This window comes from Nocardia sp. NPDC004278 (assembly GCF_053602975.1).
Genome location: NZ_JBSGEQ010000031.1, coordinates 89340 through 114496, shown reverse-complemented (window position 1 = coordinate 114496; position 25157 = coordinate 89340). Strand labels below are relative to the sequence as shown.

The window sequence follows — 25157 nt, the reverse complement described above, 5'->3', positions numbered from 1 at the left end:
TCGGCGTCCCCGAATCGGCCGACGGCATCACCGTATTCGTGAATGGCGCGGGAACCACCGTCGGATATGCCGCGGTGCAGATGGCGTTGCAGCGGGGAGCCCGGGTCATCGCCTCCGCAGGCAAGACCTATGCCGATGCGTTGCGTGCGTTGGGCGCCCAGGTCATCGCCTACGGCGAGGGCATGGCCGAGCGGGTCTTGGAGTTGGCCGGTGGCCGGGTCGACCTCGCCCTGGACACGGCACCGGTGAGCAACTGCCTGCCCGAGGTCGTCCGAGCGGTCGGTAAACCGGCAGACGTGCTGACCGTCAGCGACTTCGCCGCGGCCCACGAACTGGGCGTGCGAACCCAGTTCAGCGACAATGCGATCCACGACCCCGGCCACGTGCTGGGCGATTACGCCCAGTTGGCGGCGGAGGGCAAGTTCACGGTGCCGGTCGCCCGCGCCTTCCCGTTGGAGGACTGGCGCGCGGCCGCGGAACTGAGCCTGTCCGGCCGACCCGGCGGCAAACTGATCCTTCGGCTGGCATGAACACCAGGCTCGTGACCGCGCTCACCCAAGGTTGAAACCTCTCCGCGACAGTCACACTGAGCGCAAATGGAGACCGATCACGCGGCCTGGCCGACGCCCTGTAAGTAGCCGCCTATCGAGCGGTTTCGCTTGTCACCATCAGCGATCGCGCCACGGAACAGATGCTCGTACTTCAAGGTGCCGAAGAACCGCTCGACAACACCATTCTGAGGCCGCGTCCCCCGCCATCCAGATGATGGACACGCACGAATCTGCTCCTCCCCGATTACCTCCGCGAGTCCGCGACGTCACACGTTCCGCAATCTGCTGCGAGAGGGGGTCTGTCCAGTAGACGGTGTAACTCGGTTTGATTCGGTTATTTTCGTCCGGTGGTGAGGCGGCCGTCGAAGGTGATGTCGAAGGCGTTCAGCGCCGCTTTCCATCGGGTGATCCAGCGTTTCTGGCCGGTGCCGGTGGGGTCCAGTGCCATGAGGGCCATGTAGATGCACTTCAGGGCTGCTTGCTCGTTGGGGAAGTGACCTCGTGCCCGGACGGCGCGTCGGATGCGGGCGTTGACCGACTCGATGGCATTGGTCGAGCACACCACCCGGCGGATCTCGGTGTCGAACGCGAGGAACGGCACGAACTCGGCCCACGAGTTCTCCCAGAGCTTGACGATGGCTGGATACTTGCCGCCCCAGGCTTCGGCGAACTCGTAAAATCGTTCCAGCGCAGCCGATTCCGTCGGCGCTGTGTAGACCGGTTTCAAGGCTTTGGCGATGGCGTCCCAGTGCTGGCGGGCTGCATATCGGAACGAAGCCCGAAGCAGATGCACTACACAGGTCTGCACCACCGCAGCGGGCCAGACCTGCCCGATCGCGTCCGGGAGCCCCTTGAGGCCGTCGCAGACGAGCATGCACACGTCCTCGACTCCGCGGTTGCGCAGTTCGGTGAGAATCTGCAGCCAGAATTTCGCTCCTTCGCCGCCGTCACCGGCCCACAATCCGAGGATGTCGCGGGTGCCATCCACAGTCACCGCCAACGCGACATAGATCGGGCGGTTGGCGACCTTGCCGTCCCTGATTTTCACGTGGATGGCGTCCAGGAAGATCACCGGATACACCCTGTCGAGGGGCCGGTTCTGCCACTCGGCCATCCCGTCCATCACCTTGTCGGTAATGGTCGAGATCGTCTGCTTGGATACTTCGGCGCCATACACCTCGGCCAGATGCGCGGAGATCTCCCCATGCGTCAGCCCCTTGGCCGACAGCGACAACACCATGTTCTCCACACCGTTCAACCGGCGTTGGCGTTTGCGAACAATCTGCGGCTCGAAGCTGGCATCCCGATCGCGTGGCACGTCGATCTCCACCGGCCCGACATCGGTCACCACCGTCTTCGACCGAGTTCCATTGCGGGAGTTGCCCGTTCCGCGACCTGCTGGGTCGCTATGGTCATAGCCGAGATGGTCGGTGATCTCGCCATCGAGAGCGGACTCGACCACCATTTTGGTCAGCTGCCCCAGCAGGCCGCCCTCACCGGTCAACTGCAGCCCGCTAGCGCGGGCTTGGGCCACCAGCTGGCCCACAAGATCGGCATCCACCGCGCTCTTCGCGTCCTTGCGCTTCGCCACCACAGCAGTATCGGCCACACCGGCCGTCGCCACATCAGACATCAAGTGCCACTCCTTGTTTGGGAGTTACACCGTTGTATTTACAGTCCCGCGAGAGGTACAGCGGTGGCATGCAAGGCTAAAACCACTGTGCTAGTGCATCATTCGGGAATGTTGGTGGGATAACCGGGTGTCGGGTTGATCGGGTGCGTGTGGTCGGTGCTGCTGCCGAATGGAGGGGTGTCGTGGCTCGCAAGCCATCGATCTTGTACGTCAAAGTTGCCCATTCCTACACCGTCCATCGCGTGACTGAAGCAATATCCCGAACCAGGGAACGATTACGCGCTCGACAAAGAGGCGATGGGGCACGTCTTCGTGCCGAAGCACAAACTGGACGGGCTGGTGCGGTCGCTGGGTGGCGAGGAGGCGACGATGAAGAAGATCATCGAGAGCGTTCAGGGTGTACCGGACGGTGTGCACAACGGGTCGAATCCTCTGGTGCGCACGATCATCGGCCAGACCGTCCATATTCGCGGCGCCATGATCGATGGCGTCTTCAAATCGGCACCGCGTACATTCCGTGACGTAGCGCGAGAACCGAGGAGAATGCGATGAGTATTACACCGATTCAGCTGCGGGTGCTCACCGAGCTCGAGTCCGGCGTCGTCACCAAGCTGCTGTCGTCCGGTGCCGCCGGTGCGGGCGAGTTCCTGTCGCAGATCCCGTTCGCGCAGGTCGTGGCGACCTGGGGTGTCGGTTCACCCAGCGTTGACCTGTCGGTGCTGCCCAGTGCGGTGCCGGCGTCCGGGTCGACGGACGGAATCTTTGCCAGCGGAGCGGTCACGGACCGGAACGGGGCACCTGTCGGTGAGGTCATCCTGTGGGTCGAGAACGGCAGGCTCAGCGGAATCGAGTACGCCTGGTATACGGATGAGCGCCCACAGGAGCTGCCCGAGCCCGCGCGGATAGAGGTTCTGTAGAGCTGGCCGAGCTCGAGTGGTTGCTGGCGCGGATACGAGAACTGGGAAGCGGCCAGAATGTTGGGGCGGTTCAGTCACCGGCCACCCACAGGGGGAACTGCCAGAACTCGGGCGCCCACACCACCCGGCGGCTGCCACAGGAGATGAGATAGCCAAAGGTGGGATGGGCGGTGTGCACGACCGGGCACGGGTCGACCCGCAGTGCTCGATCACAGTAAGAGCCGACCGCAGGTTCGGTGTCGTACGCCCGCGCAAGGCGGCGTATCTGCCCGATGAGCTCGGCACGGTTGTCGGTGATCAGCCAGGCATCGATACGGCCGTCGGGCACGGCACCCGGACCACCATCGAACATGATCCGCCGCCCAGACGAGCACAACAACAGCCCAGCGGGACGGTACCGCGGCGAGTTCATCGCCCCGACACCGAGCAGCTCGAACTCCATGCGACTGACCGGTTCCGGGAGGACACCGCCCTTACACGTGGTCGACCAAGCCTTTGGCACCCTCGGACACGGCGCAGTGCGCGCAGCAGAAGAATCGGCCGTCTGACTCCACACCGTGGCCGATGATCTTGCAGTTGCAGTGCTCGCAGATGGGTGCCATGCGGTGGATCGCACATTCGAAGCAGTCGAAGACGTGCCGCATTCCCTGAGCCTCGACGACGATCGGCATAGCGTAATCGTTACCGCAAACCTCGCATGCGCTCATGGACCGTAGGCTACTCCGTGGAACCGGCACCATATAGCTAATTTCAGGTTATCTGCGCATGACCACGTCGAACTGCGCTGTGGAGGTCATCGCCCCGAGTTCGGCACCGATGCCCGGGCCGTCGTCCCCCAGCGCCCACATATTCGATACAACCCGGTTGACGAATTCGTCATACATCGACTAGAGCTATGAGTCGACGTTCGTTCGAACGTGCACGATCGCCGGGTTCGAACGCGAGCTGTGCGGGATTGCGAGGCGTCGGCCATGACGATTCGGGACGTTGCGGCGTCGAAACAGGGCCTGTCATGACCGGACCGGTGCAGATGGGCACACGAGCGGATCGACGCCGGTGAGTGCTGAACTGATGGCCCACAGTCTGGCGGCGGTGTCGTGGTCGGTCATATGCGCCCGAGGTGCCTCCCTATGAGGTTGTCCACGAAGACCGAAAACCCTTGGCCCCCAAAGCTGCCCGCCGGTGATCTCAGTGTCCAGAACGGCCCGGACAATACCCTCGGCCGCCGCGTGTTTACCATGCAGCACAACGCCTGCGGGCAGCCCACGCAGGCGCTGAGCGGTGGTGCGGACGAACAGCGGTGGCCGTGACGGGGTCAGCGAGTCCAGGGCACCACCGGGATGGACGACAATGCTGGCGGTGCTGGCCCTGTGTCCACGCAGACGGCGATCCAGTTCGAAACCGAAAAGCATCTGGGCCAGTTTCGATCGCCCATAGCTGCGTTTGGGCTGATAGTCGTGCTCGGATTGCAGATCGCCAAGATCCAGCCGCTCCGACCGCGCGGCGAAACTGCCCACCGTAATCACCCGACTGTTCGCGGCTGCGGTCAGCATCGGCGCCAGATGAGCAACCAGAGCGAAGTGCCCGAGATGGTTTGTCGCGAACATCAATTCATGTCCCTGGGCACTCACACGGCGATCGGGACCGGACAGCAGGACTCCAGCATTGAGCACGACCGCGTCCAGGCTGTCGACACCGAGGGCGTCCACTGTCGCGGGCAGTGCGGACAGGTCCGCCAGATCCACACGCACGCACCGCAGACGAGCGCCGGGAACCCGTGCCCGAATCGCGCCTATCGCGAGGTCGCCCTTGGCGGTGTCACGGCAGCCCACCACCACGGTGGCACCGCTGACCGCGAGGTGCTCGGCGACGAAATATCCGATGCCCGCACTCGCACCGGTAACCAGAAATGTTCTCCCATCGGCCCGATAGCCGCTATGCCAGGTCATGCCGTCCACCTTTGCACCGGGCTCTTGCACGGCACTCGCACACCACTGGCATGCGGCGCCACCGATTAGGAGTAACCGCTCGGCCCCGCCGGGGGGGATCGACGCATGTCCGGAATTCGGCTGACTACCACACGTTCGAGGAGGCGGTGGATGCTCGCTGAGTCTGACCTGCCCCTGCTGTCGTAATTCGTGAACATCTTCGAAGTGATGTAGCTAGAGCCACACGCCACCAGGATTCGCGAACAACTGACGTCACAGTTCGCGGACAGAGCCAGTCCGCGAGTGCGCGGACCGCCCAAGTGCTCTTTGGTGGTGACCGGCACCCAGGCCAGAGAGATTTCCGAACTCCCTTGCCTGGGCCTATTTTTCGGCCTAACGGCCTGTTCGATCAGGGAATACTGAATGTCGGGTCAACAGTCCCCATCGCGTCACCGTATGAGGATCGGGGTGCTCATGGCTTGGCGTCGTTGTCGAGCCGGTCACGCTCGTCGACGGCGGCGGCGAGGACAGAGGAACCTGGTCGTTTGCCGAATTTCCATTCGTTGAAGGCGAGGTTGAGGAGGACGGCGGCGACTGCGGCGGCGCTGATTCCGGAGTTCAGGACCACTGTAATTTTTTCGGGGAGGGCGTCCCAGAATTTCGGTGCCGCAACGGGTATGAGGCCGAAGCCGATGCCGACCGCGACGATGATCATATTGAGGTTGTCCTGGTAGTCCACCCGGGACAGGGTGCGGATCCCGCTTGCCGCAACCGATCCGAAGAGCACGAGTCCGGCGCCGCCGAGTACCGGGTACGGAATTCCGGCGACGATCGCGCCGACCACCGGGAGCAGACCGAGCAGTAGGAGAATCAGGCCGCCGGTTGCTACTACGAACCTGCTTTTGATTCCGGTCAGTGCGACCAGGCCGACGTTTTGTGCGAACGCGCTGCAGGTGAAGGATCCAAAGACCGGGGCAACCGTCGTCGACAGCATGTCGGCTCGCAACCCGTCCGCTACCCGCCTGGCATCGACGTCGGTCCCGACGATTTCACCGATGGTGAGGATGTCGGCCGTGGTTTCGATCAGGGTCACCAGAATCACGATTGTCATCGCGACGATGGCCCCGATTTCGAAGGTCGGCGACCCGAAATGCAGCAGCTGCGGCGGCGCAACCAAGCGGGCGGCGCCCACGTTGGAGAAATCGGCCTTGCCTGCGCACGCCGCGATGACGGTACCGAGCACCAGTCCGATAAGAATCGACAGTCGCGACAGCGCGCCCTGGAACAGGCGACTGATCACCAGGATGATCAGCAGCGTCAGCCCGGCGAATCCGATGTTGGCCAGGGAACCGTAGTCGGGTGCGGTGGAGTTGTTGCCCATGGCCCAGTTGAAGGCGACCGGCATCAGTGAAAGGCCGATCACGGTGATGATCGTGCCCGTCACCACCGCGGGGAACAATCGCACCAGTTGTGCAAAGAACGATGACAGCAACAGGCCGATTACCCCGGCGACGATGATGGAGCCGAGTACCGGACGCAACCCGCCGGTGGTGGCAATCGCCACCATGGTCGATACGCCTGCGAAGGAAACCCCCTGCACGATGGGCAATCGGCTGCCGAACGGTCCGATTCCGAGGGTTTGCAGCAGCGTGGCGAGGCCCGATACGAATAGGGCGGCCGTCACCAGTAGTCCGATATCGGTGGCGGATAGCCCGGCCGCGCCGCCGACGATGAGTGGTGGGGCGATCACACCCCCGTACATCGTCAGAATGTGCTGGGCTCCATAGGCGGCCAACTGTCCCGGCGAGTGTCTTGCATCCTCCGGTCGTCCACTGTCCGCCCGGCCACGACGCCAAGTCAACATCCCCATACCTCGTCCTCTCCGATCGCGGAAATGATGTTCCGCTACATCGGAAATGTGACAGCCATCACTCGAGTGTGGCTACGGTAGGTATGTCCAGTCTTCGCTCCCTCGTCGCTACGCCGCATTGTTGGTTCGGCTAGTTGCCGCTGTCTTGATGCGGAGAAAGTGATTCGAACGTGCGTCGCTCGCAGTACAAACCGTGCGCGACATTGTGCTGCGGCCCCGGAAGTTGCAGCGGCAGCCAGACGTTACGAAGCCGCTGCGGTCGCGGGGTAACGCACCTCCTCGCACCGTTGGATGTGCGTCATCGAATCGGCCCACCGACTCCCGGACGACGAAAATCCTTCTGCTCGAGCTGATTTCATCTCGCCGTTCGGGAACAGGCGTTCGCGCACGCAGGTTGCCCCTGGCATGACTCTCGGAATTGCGCTCGCTGCCTCGAATTCGGGCAACTACGTTGACCAGATCGTGGCGCAGGCCCGCTCGGTCGCCGAGCTGGGTATCGGGTCGGTGTGGTTCGGACAGCGGATGGACTACGACTCCCCCGCCCTCGCCGCCATCGTGGGCCGGGAGGTGCCGGGCATACAGGTCGGCACCTCGGCCATCCCCGTGGTCGGGCGCCATCCGCTGCTGGTGTCCGCCCAGGCGCAGACCGCCCAAGCCGCGACGCACGGGCGCTATCACCTGGGTCTGGCCGTCGGTTCCACGCTCGCCGCCGACGCGTTCGGCACAGCCTTCGACCGGCCCATTACCCGCTTGCGCGAGTTCCTCGCCGCGCTACGGGAATTGCTCGACACGGGCACCGCCAGCTTCCACGGCGAACTGCTCACGGTCACACCCTCGCTGCCGACCACGGTTCCCGGTGCAGAACCACGCGTACCGGTGTTGGTGGCCGCGATGGGGCCGCAAGCACTACGAGTCGCCGGGGAACTCGCAGACGGCACCCTGCCTTATCTGGCGGGCCCGAAGACCTTGAGCGAGCACATCGTGCCGGTGATCACGCAGACGTCGGAAACCGCACCACGCATCGTCGCCTTCGTCCCGGCAGTCGTCACCTCCGATGTCGAGGGCACCCGTGCGACGGCGGTGCAACACCTGGCGTTCTACGAGCAGGTGCCGTCCTATCGCCGGGTCATCGAACTCGAAGGTGCTTCGCGGGCGGCGGAACTGGCGCTCATCGGCGACGAGGAGACCATCGCCGCCGGGATCCAGCGCTACTACGACGCGGGCGCCACCGAGGTCGTGCTGACCACCACGGAACTGGCCGGTCCGGACGATCAGTACCGCACCTGGGCGCTGGCCGGGGCACTCACCGCCGACCGGGCCGGCTCCTCGACGGCTGCAGCCCTGCCCGCGTTGTAGCACGCGCGATCCCGAGCTCAGCCCCGACGCCCTCGCGCATGGCGTTGCCGACCAACCCGAAGACCCGCCGAGCAGCTGTGGGGACCGCTCACCACGTCCGGGCCTGCACGCGGCCGACACAGGCGGCGGGCACGGTCGATGTCGGTGTAGGTGCCGTCGGAGTTGATAATGGCTTCGAGGCGGTCGGCGACCTTGCGCTGATGATGTCAGCGCTCGGTGCCTTCCAGCAGTGCGAGATACCGGCGTCCGAACAGATAGGCGTCTCCTGGCCAGCGTGCGGAGAGATAGTTGCGATCTTCGACGATGAAGGCGGGGGTGTCGTCGGTGGCGGTGCCGCGTCGGGTGAGTTCGACTGGGCCGCGCTGGAATTGGGTGTCCGGGTTGTCGAGAGCCGCGCGGACCTCGTCCTCGACGTAGGCCGGATACGTGCGGTAGTAGCGGCCGAGTCGCCATGCGGTGCTGAAATACGCGATGCGCTCCATGTACTTGGGCAGGCAGGTGGTGCGGCGCTGGGCGAGCACGCTACGGCCGGTAGCGGGATCTTCGGACCGGGCGAGGACGAGGACACCGTGGCAGATGGCGCCCACCGGCCGGCCCAGGGTCCAGAACCTTGCGACCTGCCGCTGCAGTGTCTCCGAGCCCAGGTACTGCCGCATGCCGGGTGCATGTCCGCCGGGTAGGAGCAGTCCGTCGAAGTCGTCCACCTCCACCTCCGACCAGGAGACCGTGGCGGTGAACTCCGGTGTGCCAGTGAGCTGCTGGTAGAAGGTCCGGGGCTCGGCTTCAGCCCCGAGTTGACCGAAGATCACTCCGGTCAGCAGCCGCGGATCCGCCGCGGGCACCGTGCCCGCGCGCTCGGTGGCGAGTACGACCTCGTGTCCGGCGTCGGTCAGGATCCGCCAGGGCACGGCGACCTCGGTGACGTCGAAGTCGCGGTCGGGAACCGGCATGAACACGCGCATGCGCACATCATTGCAGCCGGCCCTCGACTGTTGAGCCATACATCAGCACAACGCGATATTTACGCGCAATCACGCTGTTCGGCGCATTGGTCCGCGTACATGGAGGGAGATCGGTACGCCATGCAGCTCAGTTCGATGGTCTCGCTCGCTGTATTTCAGGTCAATGCTCGATCTCAGGGGTGTAGCCGCACAGGAAGTTTGGTCAAACCGCGCACGATGAGGCTTCTGCGCCATTCAAGTTCAGCACCGGCAGCGAGTTCGAGGTCAGGGTATTCACCGAGCAGCCGCGTAAGCGCGATTGTCGCTTCCATTCGCGCCAGTTGGGCTCCGACGCAGCGATGAATACCGTATCCAAAAGCTAGGTGGTGATTGTCAGGCCGGTCGATGTCGACTCGGTGTGGATCGGTGAAACGGCGCGGGTCGCGACCAGCCGCTGCCATCGACACCACAATGAGCTCGCCGGCTGGGATTTCGATCCCGCCCAAAGCTATCGGTTCCGTTGTGTAACGAAAGGTTGCTTCGCCCGCCGGCGATCGGTGGCGCAGCACCTCTTCAACAAGAGCGGGAATACGGCTGGGATCATCGCGCACCATCACGCGAGTGTCGTTGTCGGCCAATAGTGTTGCAACCGCATTGCCCACGAGATTGACGGCCGTCTCATACCCGGCGACGAGCAGTAGGAACACCATACTGATCAGCTCTCGGTGAGTAAGCCGGTCACCGTCCTCTCCCACCGCAATAAGCTCGGAAAGCAGGCTGGAATCAGGTGCCCCGGACTTGGTGCGAATCAGCTGGTCAATATAGGCAACGAACTCTTGCACAGCCGCCATTCTGGCGTCGTTGGAATGTTCGCTCGAGACCAGGATGGTCGACCATTCCCGGAAACTGTCGCGGTCGGAATGCGGAACCCCCAACAGCGCGCCGATAACCATCATCGGCAGCGGAACCGCGTAGCTGTCCAACAGATCCTGGTCCGCATTCGATTCGCTTGCCATCGCAGCCAGCAGGGAATCAGCGATCTCTGCGACCCTGGGCGCCAGGTCGCGGACAGCGCGGCTGCCGAACGCCCGGTTGACCAACGTGCGGAGCCGAGTGTGCTCGGGCGGGTCGTAGAACACCATCATGTCCTTGAACAAGCCGCTTTGCACGTGCTGGTCACCGCCGTTGGCCGCCAGCGCCGCCCGAGCTCCGGTGGACTTCAGGGCCTTACTGATCGTTGGATCGGTGAACGCGATCTTCGCCACCTCGTAGTCGGTGACAAGCCAGGCAGTGCTCGAATCGGGGAACCGAACGTAGTGCACCGGACCCCGACTGCGCAACCGGTCATACGCGGTGTACGGATCCTGATAGAAGTCATCAGTCAGCTCGAATGGATCGACCGCCAATTCCTTTGCCGCGCATGCGGTCTCATGCCCCATAGCTCCGAACTCCAGCAGCGACCAGGAACACGTTCTACTTGCGATGGTGAGCCCCATGCCCGATCATCGACCACTACACCCCGGACCGACCGCGACATGGGCGTCCACAGCAGCTGCGCCCGAACGCCAGATCTCACTTGTGTTCAGTGACTGGTGATTCGGCGGCGCCCAACCCTCATCAGATCTGGGCGTTTTCTCATCTCCCTCGCGCTGCTGGTCGACGCCGCGATCGAACTCGACGTTCGCCGCCGCCCCGCCCCCGGGCCAGCTCGCCCACTGCGTCCGGATGAACTACATTATCAACGGCTTCCACGAGCAGGACTTCGAACTCTGGGGTACCACGGACACTCTCGTCGCGAGACCTTGTCGGCTCGCACTGATTCACAGCGGACCAACAGCTTTCGCGAACGCTCATCGGTCGCGCAGTAGATCGAGGAGCTTGCGGTGGGCGTGGGCGATCCCGGACGGGGTGTAATGGGCGACCACCACACCCGGGTCCGCGGCGCGACCGTCGAGGTGAGCACGCAGATAGTTGTATTCGTCGGGCAGGAAGTAGGTCGGGGTGCCCAGGGTGCGGACCGCGTAGTTCAGGGCGGACTGATCCTCGATCGGCAGCGGCCGCACGTTGTCGCGCCACAGCTTTGTCGCGAGATCGAACACGGGGCGATGGGCGCGGCGATTCACGATGAACATGCCGGAGTTGAAGTACGTGGGCCGCGGGATATCAGCGTCGTAGTCGGGGTAGAGCTCGATGAACTGGTCGCGGACACAGATGAACTCGACACGGTCCGTTAGTGCGGCGGGCTGCCACTCGCGCAGCACGACCGCGTCGGCGTCCAGATAGCAGATGTGATCGGCGGCCACGAGATCGAACAGCGACAGTTTGGCGTATCCGGGGAAGGCCTCGGGCGGGAAGTTCCGTGGCGGATGTTCGATGACAACGAATTCCAGCCCCGTCATGCGCTGTGCCCGGGCGGCGCTCAGCCGCGCGGTGTCGCGATAGGCGCCGAGTCCGAGCATCACTCCGATCATGGGTCAAAGATAGTGCGCCGCAAGGGAACATCGGTACCGTTGCACCATGAGCGAACTCTTGCGTTTCCGTACCGGCGACGGTGGCGTGATCGTGGTCGAGGGTGATCCGTCCGATGCCGGTGTGCAGCGGGTCGGTCGCGGTGGTGTGGTAGAGGTGAATCGCCGCTTCGAGGATGCGCTTGCTGACGTCCAGCGGGCCGCGGCGGCCGCGTTGGCGGTGTTCCGGGACGGCAGCCTGAAACCGGACGCGGTCGATCTGGAGTTCGGTATCAAGCTCAACGCCGAGGCCGGCGCGGTGATCGCAAAGACATCGGTCGAGGGCCATCTGACGGTGAAGCTGTCGTGGAAGCCGGGGGCATGAGGCTCACTCTTCGCACAACGTGAGTATGTGTACGGCGCCCGCTGCCTCGCCACATGCCACACCACCGTCGGGCAAGGGCGCGATCGCGGTGATGCGGCCGTCGCCGGTGAAACAGGCCACCTCGATTCCGGATTCGAGGTCGTAGACAGCCAGCAGGTCACCGGCCCCAACGGCGATGCGCCGACCCCCGTGCAGCGCTGCGATGGCGCGTACGGGTGCACCGAGTTCGGCGAGCACGCCGATTCGCGCTCCGTCGGTAAGTCGCCACAACCGGATCGCACCGTCGCCACCACCGGTAACGACCCGGTCCCCGACGATCAGAATGCCGGTCAGCAGCGAATCGTGCGCCTGCTGCTCCCAAACCAGTTCCGGGGATCCGAGTCGCCAAGCCGACAGCACCCCAGAGACGCAGCCGGACAGGACCTGGTCGACGGCCATCGCCAGGCTGATGATCGGGCCGCCCCGTCCTCGATAGGTCTGGATCTGGTGGCGGGCAGTGACGTCCCACACGCTGACTTGCCCCCGGATGCCGCCGACCACGACGTGGCGCCTACCAGCTTCGACCACCAGCATTCGTGGTGGCTCCGCCAGCTGGGCGTCAGTCGCTCCCAGGTCGAGGTCCCGGATCGAATCGGCGGGGCGGAAGAACCGCATCGCGGTGGTCGACGCCACCACCAGGCATCCGTCCAGGGCGACGGCTCCCCGCACCGCGTCGCAGGCGACGGCGCGGCGCACCACCTGCCCGGGGACGGGTTCGCCCATCGCAGACAACCGCACCTCCGAGCCGATGTCTGCCTGATTCGACATATCGCCCAAGGCCGCACCGGGCAGTACCGTCGCGGCACCCAGCTGGTCCAACACCATCCACCCGAGATTCGCCACCTCGACGACGGCGACCGCGGTGGCCGTCATCGACACAGTTGTCGATCGCCGTCCTGTCGCCATGTCCCAGACCGAGACCGATCCGTCATCCGCAGCGGCCGCAACCGTATGGTCAGCTACCGCAGTAATCGCTCCGATCCACGCGGCGTGCATCGGAGCGCCGCGCTGAGTCGGCGAAACGGTCACATCCCACACCCGCAAGGTGGATTCGTTCGCGGCAGACACCACGCGTGTTCCGTCGGAGCTGAACGCGGCGGCTGCGATCCACCCCGTATGGCCGCGCAGCGTCCGCGCCGATTCATCCCCGATCCGGCGATCGCGCAACCGCAGGATGCCGTCGTCGGCGCCTGACAGCACGTGATACCCATCCGGAGCCACCGCCACCATCTCGACCCACCCGCTGTGCAGGCCGACTTCGACTGCGGGGGAGCCAGTTTCGAGATCCAGCAATAGCACCTCCCCCGACGCACAGCCGACCACCACGTGCCCGCCGTCGGGTGTCGCCGCGACGGACCACACCTGCCCACGGCCGGGATCCCGGTCGATCCACACGACCGATCCGTCACGGTGATCCCAGCAGTACACGGTGCCGTCGTCGCCCGCGAACAGCGCGTGTCGATCGGTCAACGCCATCGCGCGCGACTGCACACCGCGCTGACCGCTGTCGAAACACCATGTCTGCGTGCCGGTTCCGAGATCCCAGATGCGCAGCGTGCCGTCCTCGGACTTCGACGCGATCGTCCGTCCGTCACGCGCCGCGAGCACGGTGTACGCGATACCTGTATGTCCGTGCAGCACTCCGACCTCCCGGCCGACCGCCCAATCCCATACGCGCACTGTCGTATCGACCGATGCCGACACCAGCAATGTGCTGCCTGGAACGAGCGCGATCGACCACACCGCGGCCTGGTGACCGCGCAGCACATGCCGGGTACTCCCATCGGCGAGGTCCCACACGCGAATGGTGCCGTCGGCTGATCCGGACATCGCATAGCGGCCGTCGATGGATACCCCAAGCTTCCACACGCCACCCGAATGCCCTTGCAGCACATACCTTTCACGGCCGTCGTCCGCCAGATCCCAGACGCGCACCGCGCCATCCCAGCCGCCGGACAGCGCATACCGATCATCGGGTGTGAGCACGACATCACGGATCGGACTGGTATGCCCGACCAGCATGAACAGCAGGGGCCCGCCCGGGGCCGTCAAACTTGCGGCTCGCGGTCGAAGCCAGGATTCGCCGCGCCAGCCGCATGCAGCGGCAACGAGTTCCTGAACTTGAGGCCGATCCGACTCGCCGAGACGCCCGACCAGCTGGGCGGGCAGCTGCCCCCTACCGCGAGTCAGCGCATGGCTGCTCAGCCGCAACGCGTCGCCGACGACCGCGACCGGATCCGACTGCGGCAGTAGCCGATAGGCGGCGATCAGCTCCGTCGCGTCGGTGGCCCACAGCATCGTCTGCAACCACGCCAGGTGCGACAGCAGCGCGCGCAGCTCTTCGCCCGCTCCTGCCGCGGCAAGGTGATGCGGCAGGTTTCGATGGAAGTAGCCGTCATCCGGACCATGCTGCCAACCGCCCGGCGCCTGCTCCCGATATGCCTCGACCAATCGCCGATGCAGGTGCGTCAGCTCTGAAACCTGGTGGCGCACATAGTCCATTTGCAGATCATGCATCCCGAAACGGCCGCCGCTACCGAGCTGGATCAGCGATCGGTCGGCGAGGCGGTCGAGCAGCTCCGCCACGTCCAGTTCATCGAGTCCAGCGTGCTGCCAAAGTGCCTGTGCTGCACCGGCGGTCGGATTCCTGCCGTTGAAGACCGCGAGTTCGAGATAGCGGGCGCGATCGGCAGGATCCAGGGCGTCGACGCTGACGCTGATTGCGCGCAAAAGATCTGGGTATGGATAGTTGCCGAACGGTTGGGCGATCTTGGCGAGATCGGCCTGGCGCAATCGGCGCAGCACTCTGGGCCAGCGCTCCGGGCGGCCAGCGATCATGGCGCCCGCCATCGCCAGTGCCAGCGCCAGATAGCCACATTCGGCCGCGATCTCCAACGCCTCCCGCGGTAGTTCCTCCACCGCGAGCCGCGCCCACCGGGCCAATAACACCAGCGATTCCCGGATGCTCAGCCCGGTCACCTCGAAGCAGGTCGCGCCCACCGATCGTACGATGGCGGTATCCCGGGTGGTGAACAATAGCCGTCCAGGCGCCTCGACAATATCGAGATCGCCGAGATCCGGTGCCGCCCAGACATTGTCGACGACCAGCAGACAACGTCGCCCCGCCAGCAACTGCGTGAGCAGAGCCTTACCCTGTTGAGCGTCGGCGAAGACCACACCCTGCTGCCCGAAGGCGGCCGCCACCTGCGCTTGTCTGGTCGGCGTCACCGGATTCGGGCCCAACTCCACCCAGACTATGCCATCCGGAAAAGCCGCCCGGACTCGCTCGTCACGGCAAACGGCCGCTGCGAGAACAGATTTCCCGACACCGCCCATGCCTACCGCCGCGACCCGCGCGCCGTCCTCGGCCGGCGCCAGTAGCGCGGCGACGACCTCCGACGCCACGGCCCGCACGACGAACTGGGTCGGCAAGGTCGGCACATTGGACAGCAGACCCATCGCCGGCCGGGCCGACCCGAGCTCGACGCCGAACTGCGCCACTACGGGAGCGATGAGCGCCGCGGGCAGCATGAAGCCGATCTTGCGGGCCGCGGCACGGTCGCGAGCAACCACCATGCCGACCACACCATCGGCCAGGTCGTCACACACCGCGCCACCGCTGAAGCCGCCTTCGATCGCCGAACCGGGCACCTTGACATCCTCGAGCTGATACCAGCCACCACCCACCCGATCCCGGATCACACCGGTCGCCCACAGCCCTTCGTCATGGCCCTCAGGGAATCCGTAGACGCGAAAGGAATGCCCCCACAGCGCTATCGAATCCGAGTCCAGCAGGCGGATCGGGACCGCGGGCGGGGCGCTCGCAAGCAGCAATACCGCGATATCACCCGTGTGTACATCATCGACCGGCGACCAGGCCACCACCGTCGCCTCGATCGGTTCACCGCCGTGTACCTGTGTGAACTCCACCAGCACCGGTTCGGTCGGCACCGCATCGGCCGCAGCATCTGCTCCGGTGGCATCGCTGATGACGTGGGCGCAGGTGAGTACGTGCCGCTCGGTAATGAGGAATCCGGCGCCGAAGGTCGCACCATCGGCGGACTGAATCGCGACCAACGCGCGCCGCCACTCAGGAGTAGGCATTCCACTGCTCCCCCTTCACCTCGCACCGTCCGGTGCGCAATTCGCCCGCCGCCGTGCGGACGAACAGTTCCAGCCGATCCGGTCGACTCGAACACACCGCGGGGCGGCCGACCGACCGGATTCCATCGTCGAGCACGCGGTAGCGCGCCGAGGAACCGCCAGTGTGGGAGGTGAGCCAGCCGATCGTTCCCTCGGACACACCGAAGAACACATCGACGCGACAGGGCCGGGCCGAGACCGCCACAGGATCCGAGGCCACCGCGGGCCCAGTCAGTACGCGGTTACCACGACCGGTCGGCCAGTCGGGCCCGGGTTCGAACTGGACAAGCCGATCCTCTTGCCGCGCAAAGGCGACCAGGCGGTTCTCGACCGCACCGACGCCCCGGCACCACACCAGGGTCGGATCACCGGTACAGCGCAGCGATTCCCCAGTCGAGGGCGCGACATCCGGACCGACATCGAAGGTGGTGCGGCCGGGCAGCATCGGTGTCGAGGTCCACTCGTGTGTGCGCTCCTCGGGGACGTGATACTGCCGCCGCAACACCCCGTCGAAGCTGCCGCGCGCGACAACTTCCAGCCCATACAGACTGGTAACCACTACGGCAGGCTGTCCGACCACAGGACGGGCCAGACTCTCCGGTCCCATCAGCCCGATCGGCTGCTGATACCAATAGTGTTCGAGCACGCCGTCCGCGCCTGTGCTGAAGACATCGAATCGGCCGCGGCTCCAACTGACGAAGCTCGCATCCGATACCGCCCCCACAGACCGAGCCAGCCGCGGCGGCCCCCAGCGGCCGTCGAATTCGCAATGCCACAACCGCGTCTCGACATCACGGACGAACACATCCAACCGATCGGCACCCCAGGACCCGATGGTCGGCCGGCCAACGGGCGGGGCGGGCAGTTCCAGCCGCTCGACGATCCTTGCCGTACCGGCGGCTACGACGAGATGACAGATCCGGTTTCGGTCATCGATCGCGACAACATCCACGCACTCCGGTGTGCGTGCGATAGCCACCGGGTCGGTCACGATGCCGTCGGCGAGCACACGGAACCTCGGTACCCGCAGCACGGCGTATTCGTCCACGACTCCTCATGATCCTATGGCGCGGGCGAATGCGCTGTGCCCTCAACGAATTCGAGCGCACCGAGCTGACCATCGTGCTCACAGGTTGGCGCTTCGATCTCATCCAGCGGCTTACGCACGCTGCCTGCGGCAACCACACCCCACCGGGCCAAACAGCATTTCCGTCGTGCGGTTCCCGGCCACGCCGCCACACCAAATCATCCGCCCAAGGCCCGACCGCACTCTTGCCCGCCCACCAGCCGCCACCCCGCCGCCACGTGGTATCCACGCAAATAACCGACCATCCGACGCAGGTCATCGCAGTTGTGGTGATAGGTGTTGCAGAATTCGGGCGTCGTCGGGGTCGTCACTACGCTCATCGGAAAGTCGTCGGCACCAACGCCATTGGTAATAGTCGCCGCGCCCCTGCCCGCGCTACTCCTTCTAGTCTTCTATACGGTCCATAGCTTCAATCAGGAGCTGCGTGCGGCTTCTGTCCGCACCCTGGAGCAGGATCCTGGCTTGGACGACTACCTGTCTAGTCAGCCGCTCCCGGCTTCGCATAAGACCGTGTCTTACGTGGTTACACCTAGAACATCGGTGTCGCAGGCCAGATCGGCTGGCTCGGGGAATGCCGTGCAGGCATGCTGCATATTGGAGCGCGTTCAGTCCGCGGGGGCGGCGTCTTCGATGTCGGCCTTGGTGATCGAGCGGACGACGGGGCGCAGAATCTCGACTACTCGGTCCGGGTCGGCCTCGGCGAGGTGATCGAGCTTGACGAGATGGCGGCACAGGACGATGCCGATCAGCGCGGCGCTGACCACCTCTGCGCGCAGATCGGCTTCCTCACCAGGTATGGCGTCGCTGATCTGATCCTTATAGATACGCGAGGAGGTGCGGATCTCCTCGGCGGCCTCGGGGTGGGTGAGCATCGACCGCAGCATCGCCAGCGAGGTAACCGGTTCCTCGATCAGTGAGTCGCGCAGTCTGTCGAGCAACTGCTCGGCGACATCCGCAGCGCTGCCCCCGGCGAGCAGTGCCGTTCCGGACCCGATAGCGCTCAGGAACAGCCGCTGTTTGCTGCCGAAATAGTGGATGACGAGTCCGGGATCCACGCCCGCGGCGGCGGCGACCGCGCGGATGGTGGTGCGGTCGTAGCCGGATTCGGCGAATAACGTGCGGGCGTGGGCGAGGATCCGCGCCTCGGTATTGCGTCGCTGCTCGGCCCGCGAAGTGGGCGCTGGGGGGTTGCTCACGCGGTTCATTCTACGGGCGTTGACCAAAGCGGTTTTTCGTTCTACGCTCGTTGAATCATTGATACAACGTACGTTGAATGAAAGGTGGTTGACATGAGCCGGCCAGGTGTTGAGAGCCCGCTACTGATCTTGGAGCAGCGGAACAAGGCGATCCTCGCCAACGACATGCACGCGTTCGTGGACCTGTTCGCGGAGGACGGCGTGATCGAGATGCCGTTCACTGCAGGCGAATTGCCTGCCCAGCTCGCAGGCAAGGAGGCAATTCGGGCATACGCGATCGACGCCGACCGCGGTGGGTTCCGTCTCGACGAACTGCGTGTACACCAGACCCACCAGACCGCCGATCCGGAGGTCGTGATCGTCGAACTGACCTCCGTCGGACGCGTCACGTCGACCGACCAGCCGTTCGAGGTGCCGTGTATTCAGGTCTTCCGGATCCGCGACGGGAAAATCGTGTTGTTCCGTGACTATGTCGGCCACGCGTTCCTACCGGACCTGAGCTGAGTCTCAATCCAAGCGGACTTCGGGTAGCGGTCTGGGCACATTCCTGCCGCCTCCAGCGCGTCCTGGTCGAACTGTTCGGGCCTATGATCGTGTCTCACGTTGTGCAACGAGATGGGTTGCACTGGTTGCTGTTTGAGCGTGGCTGATGTGTTGTCGGTCCGGCTGGTGCCGGACGAGTTGCAGGAGATCGTGGAGTCGTTGTTGCCGGATTTCACCGCTCGCCGCCAAGGTGGCGATACCGCTCCGGTCGAGCAGCGGGCGGGTCTTCACGGCAGTGGTTTACGTGCTGACCAGCGGTTGTGCGTGGCGGATGCTCCCGGATCAGTTCGGGGTGAGTGCCCACGGCCTGTCGCCGGTTCGGGCAATGTGGGACGAGCTGGGAGCCAAGGCTTGACCGACTGGTCGCGGGCGGTGATCAACGCCGGGCCGAGCCCGGGACAAACTCGTGCAGATCCTGGCTCGCCTGTGCATGACTGCTGATGGCTATGTGACGACTCCGGACGGCTGGCCGCCTCAGGTCATCGATCCGGTGCACGGTCCGGGCAGCCACGGCATCGCCGAATTCCTGCGGAGCTGTGCGGCCGCGCTGATGGGCCGCACCACTTTCGAACCCGCGCTCACCGCCGATCGCTGGCCCTGGCCGGAACCGTCCTGCCTGCCGTTACAGATCCGCATCCAGAATGCCCGCGCCTGATGCAACCAACGTGGCTGGCAGATCTTTGTGCGCGGATCCACTATTCCGATCCCATCTGTCCTGTCGGATGATTCCTGCCTGGGTTGAGCCAACAAGCGACAGCCTCCCAATCGGCAGAAGTCATTCCTGTAGGAGCGCCCTCCCCGGCGCAGGAGGAGGAGTGCAGATGTTGGCACCGCTCCATTGTCGATGGCAACTCTGTCCCGCATAGATGGCAATGAATGTAATCCATTAGGTGAACCGGTATCATCTGGTCACGCTCTCGAGCGCGGACGCGCAAAGGTTATCGATATTTCAGGCCTCTGACGTCGACTCAGGGAAACTGTGGCTAGCGCCCGTTTCGAGGTCCACGCCATTGTGGACCGTCATCGGCGTCGTTGCCGGACGGCGGGGTGTCGAGCACCCACACCTGAAACGGGCAGTCGGGAAAGCCTGGATCGGCGTGCAGTTCTGGGTCGGTCTGTCGCGTGCGCGCGATGATCAGTGCACCGGGGGCCGAATACAGCGGCAAGGCTGCAGGTGCTAGTTCGTTGTGCCAGGCGAACGAGTCCCGGAGCGGGCAACGCTGAAACATAATCCGGTATCTGCGGCGGCGGAATCAGCGGGCTTGCTGACTAGATCAGCGTCGGTTCGCTGAGAGCCCGGTTTTCCAGCCGCGTCGCATTGAACCACATGGTGGCGGCCGTTGGTGGACAGCCCGATAAGCACGCAGCAGTGGGAGCGGGGTTTCGAGATCACGTCCATCGCCATTGTCGACACTGTGGTTGCGGCGGAATGAGTTTGGTCCAGAAGTCGTGGCGTACTGCGTCCCACAACTTGCTCATTTCCGGAAGGAGTTCTCGTGCTCGCGCGAGATCCGGAAAGTCCTCGGGGCCGAAGGATACGATCGGCGTGGCGCCGGATGCCTCGTGGACGGCGACTATAGAGATCAGGTGGTCCTGAAACAGCCGCCATGTCGCCCGCAATCCTTCGACTTCGGTTCGTCGGATATCATCCATGTTTGTTTCCAACTCGTCGACTTTGTTCCATAGCGTTTTCGACCATTGTCAATGTCGACCACCTGCTGATTCTTATTTCACGAATACTATCGATCGGGTCCGGTCCGGGCATGGGTGAGAAAACGCAAACATATCCCTATATTCGCAACTCATAGGCATACCGGGTCGTGCCAAGTCTGCAATTTGGAAGCACTTGGTGGTGCTCGCCAGCGCGAGCGCCGCCGTGCTGCGGGCGGGTACGGCGGACGCTGATCGGCGGGAGTAATTCCGCACCCGCTCGACCGCACGCCGATCACCTGCGGTATGTGTGGGCAACCAACGCCGAACGCAGGTGCCACAGCCCGCTTGCCTGGGTGGGATCGAACCCTGTGAGCTGACCGATCCGCTTGAGCCGGTAGTCCACGGTGTTGGTGTGTACGTGCAGTAGCCGCGCAGTGCGCTGGCGGTTCAGGTTGTGCGCGATATGGACCTGCAGGGTCTCCAGCAGTTCCGGATACGCGTCCAGTGGATCGAGCAGCGACCCGAGATGTTCGCGGGCGGGGCCGGGGCGGGTGAGCTGGTATTCCAGAGCCAGATCATCGAAGCGATACAGGCCCGGCACCGACCCCAGCCGGGTGACCATGTCGAGCAGTTCGTGGGCTTGATCCGCGGCGGTGGGCACGGTGTCGGTGGGGGCGGTGACCACGGTGGCGGTGATGTGCACGCGGGCCGCCCGCGACAGATGCCCGATCAGTTCCTTCAGGGTGCCCTCGGTGACGTGATCGGCGGGGATGAGCAAGGTGCCGCCGTCGACCGACAGCAGCGACAGCACGGTGTCGTCGCAGCGGGTGGCCAGTTCCGCCTGCACGCGCCGGAGTTTACGGCGGGCAACGACTTTCGCGTCCAACATCGGGTTGGACTCGTCCGGGTGAGACGGAATGGCGAGGGCTATTACGCGATAGCGGTCGGAGATGTCGATGCCACACTCGCGGGCCATGGTGGAGGTGGGGTGTCCCCCGAGCAACGCCGAGGTGAGCGTGTGCACCGCGGTGTGGTGCTCCGACACGACCGCGCGCAGTTCGCGCACATAGGCCGCCGAAACCGCCGTAGTCATGGTGTCGAGCATTTCGACGACGAGTTTGGCGCCGTCGAGGATACTTTGGTAGTCGGCCATGCTGAGGGTGAGCATCGGCTCGGTGTCAGCTGATCCGGAGGCACCCTGCTCGGCCAAGGCGGTGGACACCACCAGATCGAAGCCGATCTTGAAGCCCTCGTGGATAGCGTGGTGAATGGTACCAATGGGCACGCCTTCGCGAGCCCATTGGGCCGCAGCGTCCTCGAGCTGCCCGGTCTTCTCCGGAATGTTGCTGCCGTCCAGCATGCTGACTGCCAGCTCCAAGCACACGCGGGTGATGATGGTGATGTCGCCATGGATCGCGTCACCAGGCAAGGTGCCGCAGGGGGCGACGGTTTCGACAAAATGCCCGACCATCTGCCGCGACAAGGCCCGCACGTCTTTCAATGGCAACGACATGAGCCGGCCGGATACAGTAAGTCCTTGCCGTCCGGCGAAGGTGACAGACATGGTCGAACTTCCTTCCATCCCCGTTAACTGCACTATTGCACCAGCGTAACCAGAACAAGATTCGAGAGAACGGTTTACTCCGGGTAACGTGATATTTCGGCAAGAGCGGTCAGCAAGCGATAGTGATAGTTCACAATGGCGGTCGGCTGAACAGCGACTGAAGTGCCGAGATGCCGGAGAGCAGCGAGTCGAGCACTACCGGGACAAGTCGCCGAAACGAGGGCTAACGGCGAGATCGACGGCGTGGATCCACGCCTCTCGCGTACGCATCCATTCCGCCTCGGCAGCAGGTACGGTGCGACCTGGGCCGTGCGGAGCTAGCTCGACCATGCGATCAATGGAAGGTTCGTTTCCCTAACCAGGTCAAGCTGGTCTGCTGCTTTTGCGGCTACGGCAACATAGGCATCGAAATCACCACAGCCTGACCGCCGAATCGGTGCCTGGTCGACGACCCGAGGCGTTCCGCGACAGAGGCAGTCATCGCCGAGGCCCCGGTACCTGGACCGACTGCCACCATCTCGACCAGCACAGTCGCGGCCCGTATGGCGGAGTCGTGCCTGTCCTTGCCGAGCGGATTACCTGCAGGTCAATCGCTTTCGGATCGGGTGCGGGATGCGAATACGATTGCGTCCTGGCTGGGTGGTGCACCGAAGAGGCGGCGGTATTCCCGGCTGAACTGGGATGGGCTGTCGTAGCCCACGAGATATCCGATGTTGGTGACGTCTTTGGGATTTGCCGCCAGCAGGAGTCGTGCTTCGTGAAGTCGGATCTTCTTCTGGTACTGGACGGGGGTCGTTCGGGTGACGGTCCGGAAGTTGCGGTAGAAGGCCGAAGGGCTCATCCCGATGAGTTCGGCGAGGTCTTCCACCAGGAATGGCTCTCGGTAGTGTTGCCGGATCCATTGCACGGCTTTGGCAATCGGGGAGAGCCTGGGATCGGCGAGTCCGATCTGGCGGACTGTTGCGCCGTGCTCGCTGGTGATCAGTCGCCACAGGATCTCCCGTTTCACCAGCGGTGCGAGGACGTCTCTGTCGCGTGGCTGGTCGAGCAGGCGTACCAGCCGCACGGTGGCGTCGAGCAGTTCGTCGGAGGCGGTGCTGAACGCGATTGCCGGTGACGCGGTGTCGTCGGTATCCGGAATGGTGCCGGGGCCAGCCTGCAACACCAACTCGGCGACCTCCGAGGCTTGCAGTAGCAGGCACAGGCCGAGCACCGGCCGTTGCGGGGTGGCGTCGGTGAATCGGCACTTGAGGGGCATGGCGATGGAGGTCACCAGGTATTGCCCGGCCCGGTAGTCGTAGACCTGCTCGCCGTAGGCGAGACGTTTGGCGCCCTGGGCGATCAGTGTCATGCGCGTTCTGGCCATGGACGGCGGTGCCGGCAAGTCCGACTCCTCCCGGCCGACCAGCAGGTCCTCAATGGCCGTCGCCCGTCGTCTCGAGCATGGCGAGCCAACAGTATGCAGAGCTCGTCGAGCAGCATGGGCCGGAGTTTAGTGCGCCAGGTGTGCGAGGACGATGACGCATCCGAGGACGAATTCCAGGACGGGTTTGCTCGCCGTCGCGCGGCTGTTCAGGGTTGCTCGGTGGGACGGACGAGCAGTTCAGCGACGGCGACGTGCCGGGGGCGGGTGACGATGTAGCCGACGGTGTCGGCAACGTCCTCGCCCTGCAGCCGTTCGATGCCGCCGATACCGGCGGCGATCTGCTCCTGGACGGCGGGCACGTTGTGCGAACGCAGTTCGGTATCGACACTGCCCGGCTCGATCACCGATACACGCACGTGTTGACGCGTCAGTTCCTGACGCAACGCCTCGCTGAAGGCGCCGACACCGAACTTGGTGGCGCAGTACACCGCTGACATACCGAAGGCCATCCGGCCGGCCAGCGAGCCGATGTTGACGATGTCGGCGACCTGACGTGGCCCATCAGCGGCCGCCTTGACCAGATGCGGGATGGCCGCGTGGGCGCAGTACATCAACCCCATCAGGTTGATGTCGACCATGCGCCGCCAGTCACTCAGTTCCGCGCCCGAGGCCGGTCCGAGCAGCATCAAACCGGCATTGTTGACCAAAATGTCAAGGCGGCCAAGACTTTCGACCGTCCGGTCGACCGCGTCGGCAGCGGCCTCTGCGTCGGTGATGTCGGCGGGCACGACAACGGCCTGACCACCCACATCGGAGATCTCCGACGCCAGCTCGGTGAGGCGGTCCTCGCGGCGGCCGACCACCGCCACGGACGCACCCTGGCGGGCAAGCTCCAACGCAGTGGCGCGGCCGATTCCGCTGGACGCCCCGGTAACCAGGGCGATGGTTCCGTCGAGACGACGAGTCATAGTTCCTTACCTTTCGAAGAGTGTCGACATTTCTGGGTGCCGCACATCCCGGACAAAGTGCGCAGGCTCGAGGCCATCACCCAACTCATTCAGCGGTGGGCTTGCGCGAATATGCCGCCGGACTCACGCCAGCCGATCTCCCAGCCAATTCGCCACTTTCCCGTTGCGACTCGGATGTCGGTACGAAGTAACGGTCATCGCTGATCTTTGGATGCGTTCCTGTGCAGTGACGAACGAGACGACCTATTCAAGCATCGTGACCTGCGGAAACGTTAGAACGATGCTGGCTTGTCCTTGCCTAATCCTCGCGTAGGACCGCAGACCCGATCCCTTGTTTGCCATGGCCTTCGCCCAGGGCGGCGGGTCACCGGTCGTCCCGAGGCCGGCGAGCCTGCGGATGTGATGGACCTCGATATCCTCGGTCCGCTTGCAGAGCTCGCATCGCCGATGGCGCAGCGGCTGGGGACCGATCATCAGCGGCTGCAGCGGTTCGTGACGACGTCGCCGTGGGATGGCGTTCCGGTTCGGAATGAGCCCCTGGGTCAGCGCATATGACGATCCGGCGGGCGT

At 64.4% G+C, this 25157-nt stretch carries 23 protein-coding genes and 1 pseudogene; 8 read left to right on the top strand and 16 right to left on the bottom strand.

What is annotated here, in order from left to right:
- On the top strand, positions 1–530 hold a 530-nt coding region (locus ACWEO2_RS34450), incomplete at its 5' end, for a zinc-binding dehydrogenase (RefSeq protein ID WP_452409178.1).
- A 355-nt stretch (positions 531–885) separates the two neighbouring features.
- On the opposite strand, the gene ACWEO2_RS34445 is transcribed toward ACWEO2_RS34450, so the two are convergent.
- Positions 886–2184: an IS256 family transposase gene (locus tag ACWEO2_RS34445; RefSeq protein WP_452409177.1), complete on the bottom strand. Its 1299-nt coding sequence runs from the start codon at positions 2182–2184 to the stop codon at positions 886–888.
- 297 nt (positions 2185–2481) lie between these two features.
- Between ACWEO2_RS34445 and ACWEO2_RS34440 the strand changes: the two genes are divergently transcribed.
- Positions 2482–2736 carry a hypothetical protein gene (locus tag ACWEO2_RS34440; RefSeq protein WP_452409176.1) on the top strand — a complete coding sequence of 85 codons (255 nt, stop codon included), beginning with the start codon at positions 2482–2484 and terminating at the stop codon, positions 2734–2736.
- Positions 2733–3101 (top strand): hypothetical protein, encoded by a 369-nt coding sequence (locus tag ACWEO2_RS34435; RefSeq protein ID WP_452409175.1) that lies wholly within the window; start codon positions 2733–2735, stop codon positions 3099–3101. The genes ACWEO2_RS34440 and ACWEO2_RS34435 overlap by 4 nt, the downstream gene beginning before the upstream one ends.
- Positions 3102–3171: 70 nt before the next feature.
- On the opposite strand, the gene ACWEO2_RS34430 is transcribed toward ACWEO2_RS34435, so the two are convergent.
- From ACWEO2_RS34430 to ACWEO2_RS34410, 5 genes are all read right to left on the bottom strand, one after another.
- On the bottom strand, positions 3172–3543 hold the full coding sequence (locus tag ACWEO2_RS34430) for a hypothetical protein (protein WP_452409174.1): 372 nt from the start codon (positions 3541–3543) through the stop codon (positions 3172–3174).
- A 31-nt stretch (positions 3544–3574) separates the two neighbouring features.
- Positions 3575–3772 carry a hypothetical protein gene (locus tag ACWEO2_RS34425; protein ID WP_452409173.1) on the bottom strand — a complete coding sequence of 66 codons (198 nt, stop codon included), beginning with the start codon at positions 3770–3772 and terminating at the stop codon, positions 3575–3577.
- An 84-nt stretch (positions 3773–3856) separates the two neighbouring features.
- A complete protein-coding gene (locus ACWEO2_RS34420; RefSeq protein WP_452409172.1) occupies positions 3857–3985 on the bottom strand; it encodes a hypothetical protein in 129 nt (42 codons plus the stop codon).
- 126 nt (positions 3986–4111) lie between these two features.
- Entirely contained in the window at positions 4112–5050 is a 939-nt protein-coding gene (locus ACWEO2_RS34415; protein ID WP_452409171.1) for an SDR family NAD(P)-dependent oxidoreductase, read from the bottom strand.
- Positions 5051–5501: 451 nt separating this feature from the next.
- Positions 5502–6893, bottom strand: coding sequence for a nucleobase:cation symporter-2 family protein (locus tag ACWEO2_RS34410; RefSeq protein ID WP_452409170.1), 1392 nt, complete (start codon positions 6891–6893; stop codon positions 5502–5504).
- Positions 6894–7304: 411 nt separating this feature from the next.
- On the opposite strand from ACWEO2_RS34410, the gene ACWEO2_RS34405 reads away from it, so the two are divergent.
- Positions 7305–8255, top strand: a complete 951-nt coding sequence (locus ACWEO2_RS34405) for a TIGR03564 family F420-dependent LLM class oxidoreductase (protein ID WP_452409169.1) — start codon at positions 7305–7307, stop codon at positions 8253–8255.
- Between the two features lie 206 nt (positions 8256–8461).
- On the opposite strand, the gene ACWEO2_RS34400 is transcribed toward ACWEO2_RS34405, so the two are convergent.
- From ACWEO2_RS34400 to ACWEO2_RS34390, 3 genes are all read right to left on the bottom strand, one after another.
- Positions 8462–9217 (bottom strand): type 1 glutamine amidotransferase domain-containing protein, encoded by a 756-nt coding sequence (locus ACWEO2_RS34400; RefSeq protein WP_452409168.1) that lies wholly within the window; start codon positions 9215–9217, stop codon positions 8462–8464.
- A 173-nt stretch (positions 9218–9390) separates the two neighbouring features.
- Positions 9391–10692 carry a cytochrome P450 family protein gene (locus tag ACWEO2_RS34395; protein WP_452409167.1) on the bottom strand — a complete coding sequence of 434 codons (1302 nt, stop codon included), beginning with the start codon at positions 10690–10692 and terminating at the stop codon, positions 9391–9393.
- 354 nt (positions 10693–11046) lie between these two features.
- The gene (locus ACWEO2_RS34390; protein ID WP_452409166.1) at positions 11047–11667 is read right to left on the bottom strand and encodes a glycosyltransferase; all 621 of its coding nucleotides are present in this window, start codon (positions 11665–11667) and stop codon (positions 11047–11049) included.
- Between the two features lie 46 nt (positions 11668–11713).
- Here ACWEO2_RS34390 and ACWEO2_RS34385 point away from each other — a divergent pair, with 46 nt between their 5' ends.
- Complete coding sequence (locus tag ACWEO2_RS34385; RefSeq protein ID WP_354958287.1) at positions 11714–12028, top strand: CU044_2847 family protein; 315 nt, start codon at positions 11714–11716, stop codon at positions 12026–12028.
- A gap of 3 nt (positions 12029–12031) precedes the next feature.
- Here the strand turns inward: ACWEO2_RS34385 and ACWEO2_RS34380 are convergent, their stop codons facing one another.
- The 4 genes from ACWEO2_RS34380 to ACWEO2_RS34365 all read right to left on the bottom strand — a co-directional run bounded on the left by ACWEO2_RS34380 (position 12032) and on the right by ACWEO2_RS34365 (position 18493).
- Complete coding sequence (locus ACWEO2_RS34380; RefSeq protein ID WP_452409165.1) at positions 12032–16171, bottom strand: NB-ARC domain-containing protein; 4140 nt, start codon at positions 16169–16171, stop codon at positions 12032–12034.
- Entirely contained in the window at positions 16158–17258 is a 1101-nt protein-coding gene (locus tag ACWEO2_RS34375) for a hypothetical protein (protein WP_452409164.1), read from the bottom strand. The genes ACWEO2_RS34380 and ACWEO2_RS34375 overlap by 14 nt, the downstream gene beginning before the upstream one ends.
- A gap of 197 nt (positions 17259–17455) precedes the next feature.
- A complete protein-coding gene (locus tag ACWEO2_RS34370; protein WP_452409163.1) occupies positions 17456–17617 on the bottom strand; it encodes a hypothetical protein in 162 nt (53 codons plus the stop codon).
- Between the two features lie 285 nt (positions 17618–17902).
- Positions 17903–18493, bottom strand: coding sequence for a TetR/AcrR family transcriptional regulator (locus ACWEO2_RS34365; RefSeq protein WP_452409162.1), 591 nt, complete (start codon positions 18491–18493; stop codon positions 17903–17905).
- A 93-nt stretch (positions 18494–18586) separates the two neighbouring features.
- Between ACWEO2_RS34365 and ACWEO2_RS34360 the strand changes: the two genes are divergently transcribed.
- From ACWEO2_RS34360 to ACWEO2_RS34350, 3 genes and pseudogenes are all read left to right on the top strand, one after another.
- On the top strand, positions 18587–18997 hold the full coding sequence (locus ACWEO2_RS34360) for a nuclear transport factor 2 family protein (RefSeq protein WP_452409161.1): 411 nt from the start codon (positions 18587–18589) through the stop codon (positions 18995–18997).
- A gap of 138 nt (positions 18998–19135) precedes the next feature.
- Positions 19136–19468: pseudogene (locus tag ACWEO2_RS34355) on the top strand (transposase); the annotation flags it as partial.
- Positions 19467–19691, top strand: coding sequence for a hypothetical protein (locus ACWEO2_RS34350; RefSeq protein ID WP_452409160.1), 225 nt, complete (start codon positions 19467–19469; stop codon positions 19689–19691). The pseudogene ACWEO2_RS34355 and the gene ACWEO2_RS34350, both read left to right, overlap by 2 nt.
- Before the next feature lie 1290 nt (positions 19692–20981).
- On the opposite strand, the gene ACWEO2_RS34345 is transcribed toward ACWEO2_RS34350, so the two are convergent.
- From ACWEO2_RS34345 to ACWEO2_RS34335, 3 genes are all read right to left on the bottom strand, one after another.
- Positions 20982–22253 (bottom strand): PucR family transcriptional regulator, encoded by a 1272-nt coding sequence (locus ACWEO2_RS34345; protein WP_452409159.1) that lies wholly within the window; start codon positions 22251–22253, stop codon positions 20982–20984.
- A gap of 586 nt (positions 22254–22839) precedes the next feature.
- Positions 22840–23637 (bottom strand): AraC family transcriptional regulator N-terminal domain-containing protein, encoded by a 798-nt coding sequence (locus tag ACWEO2_RS34340; RefSeq protein WP_452409158.1) that lies wholly within the window; start codon positions 23635–23637, stop codon positions 22840–22842.
- Between the two features lie 188 nt (positions 23638–23825).
- Positions 23826–24587, bottom strand: a complete 762-nt coding sequence (locus ACWEO2_RS34335) for an SDR family NAD(P)-dependent oxidoreductase (RefSeq protein WP_452409157.1) — start codon at positions 24585–24587, stop codon at positions 23826–23828.
- Positions 24588–25157 lie beyond the last annotated feature (570 nt).

Bases quoted from the DNA above. Each gene is read 5' to 3' on its own strand.
- ACWEO2_RS34445 (WP_452409177.1), bottom strand. From the start codon at position 2,184: ATGTCTGATGTGGCGACGGCCGGTGTGGCCGATACTGCTGTGGTGGCG.
- ACWEO2_RS34440 (WP_452409176.1), top strand. From the start codon at position 2,482: ATGGGGCACGTCTTCGTGCCGAAGCACAAACTGGACGGGCTGGTGCGG.
- ACWEO2_RS34435 (WP_452409175.1), top strand. From the start codon at position 2,733: ATGAGTATTACACCGATTCAGCTGCGGGTGCTCACCGAGCTCGAGTCC.
- ACWEO2_RS34430 (WP_452409174.1), bottom strand. From the start codon at position 3,543: ATGGAGTTCGAGCTGCTCGGTGTCGGGGCGATGAACTCGCCGCGGTAC.
- ACWEO2_RS34425 (WP_452409173.1), bottom strand. From the start codon at position 3,772: ATGCCGATCGTCGTCGAGGCTCAGGGAATGCGGCACGTCTTCGACTGC.
- ACWEO2_RS34420 (WP_452409172.1), bottom strand. From the start codon at position 3,985: ATGTATGACGAATTCGTCAACCGGGTTGTATCGAATATGTGGGCGCTG.
- ACWEO2_RS34415 (WP_452409171.1), bottom strand. From the start codon at position 5,050: ATGACCTGGCATAGCGGCTATCGGGCCGATGGGAGAACATTTCTGGTT.
- ACWEO2_RS34410 (WP_452409170.1), bottom strand. From the start codon at position 6,893: ATGTTGACTTGGCGTCGTGGCCGGGCGGACAGTGGACGACCGGAGGAT.
- ACWEO2_RS34405 (WP_452409169.1), top strand. From the start codon at position 7,305: ATGACTCTCGGAATTGCGCTCGCTGCCTCGAATTCGGGCAACTACGTT.
- ACWEO2_RS34400 (WP_452409168.1), bottom strand. From the start codon at position 9,217: ATGCGCGTGTTCATGCCGGTTCCCGACCGCGACTTCGACGTCACCGAG.
- ACWEO2_RS34395 (WP_452409167.1), bottom strand. From the start codon at position 10,692: ATGGGGCTCACCATCGCAAGTAGAACGTGTTCCTGGTCGCTGCTGGAG.
- ACWEO2_RS34390 (WP_452409166.1), bottom strand. From the start codon at position 11,667: ATGATCGGAGTGATGCTCGGACTCGGCGCCTATCGCGACACCGCGCGG.
- ACWEO2_RS34385 (WP_354958287.1), top strand. From the start codon at position 11,714: ATGAGCGAACTCTTGCGTTTCCGTACCGGCGACGGTGGCGTGATCGTG.
- ACWEO2_RS34380 (WP_452409165.1), bottom strand. From the start codon at position 16,171: ATGCCTACTCCTGAGTGGCGGCGCGCGTTGGTCGCGATTCAGTCCGCC.
- ACWEO2_RS34370 (WP_452409163.1), bottom strand. From the start codon at position 17,617: ATGAGCGTAGTGACGACCCCGACGACGCCCGAATTCTGCAACACCTAT.
- ACWEO2_RS34360 (WP_452409161.1), top strand. From the start codon at position 18,587: ATGAGCCGGCCAGGTGTTGAGAGCCCGCTACTGATCTTGGAGCAGCGG.
- ACWEO2_RS34350 (WP_452409160.1), top strand. From the start codon at position 19,467: ATGACTGCTGATGGCTATGTGACGACTCCGGACGGCTGGCCGCCTCAG.
- ACWEO2_RS34345 (WP_452409159.1), bottom strand. From the start codon at position 22,253: ATGTCTGTCACCTTCGCCGGACGGCAAGGACTTACTGTATCCGGCCGG.
- ACWEO2_RS34335 (WP_452409157.1), bottom strand. From the start codon at position 24,587: ATGACTCGTCGTCTCGACGGAACCATCGCCCTGGTTACCGGGGCGTCC.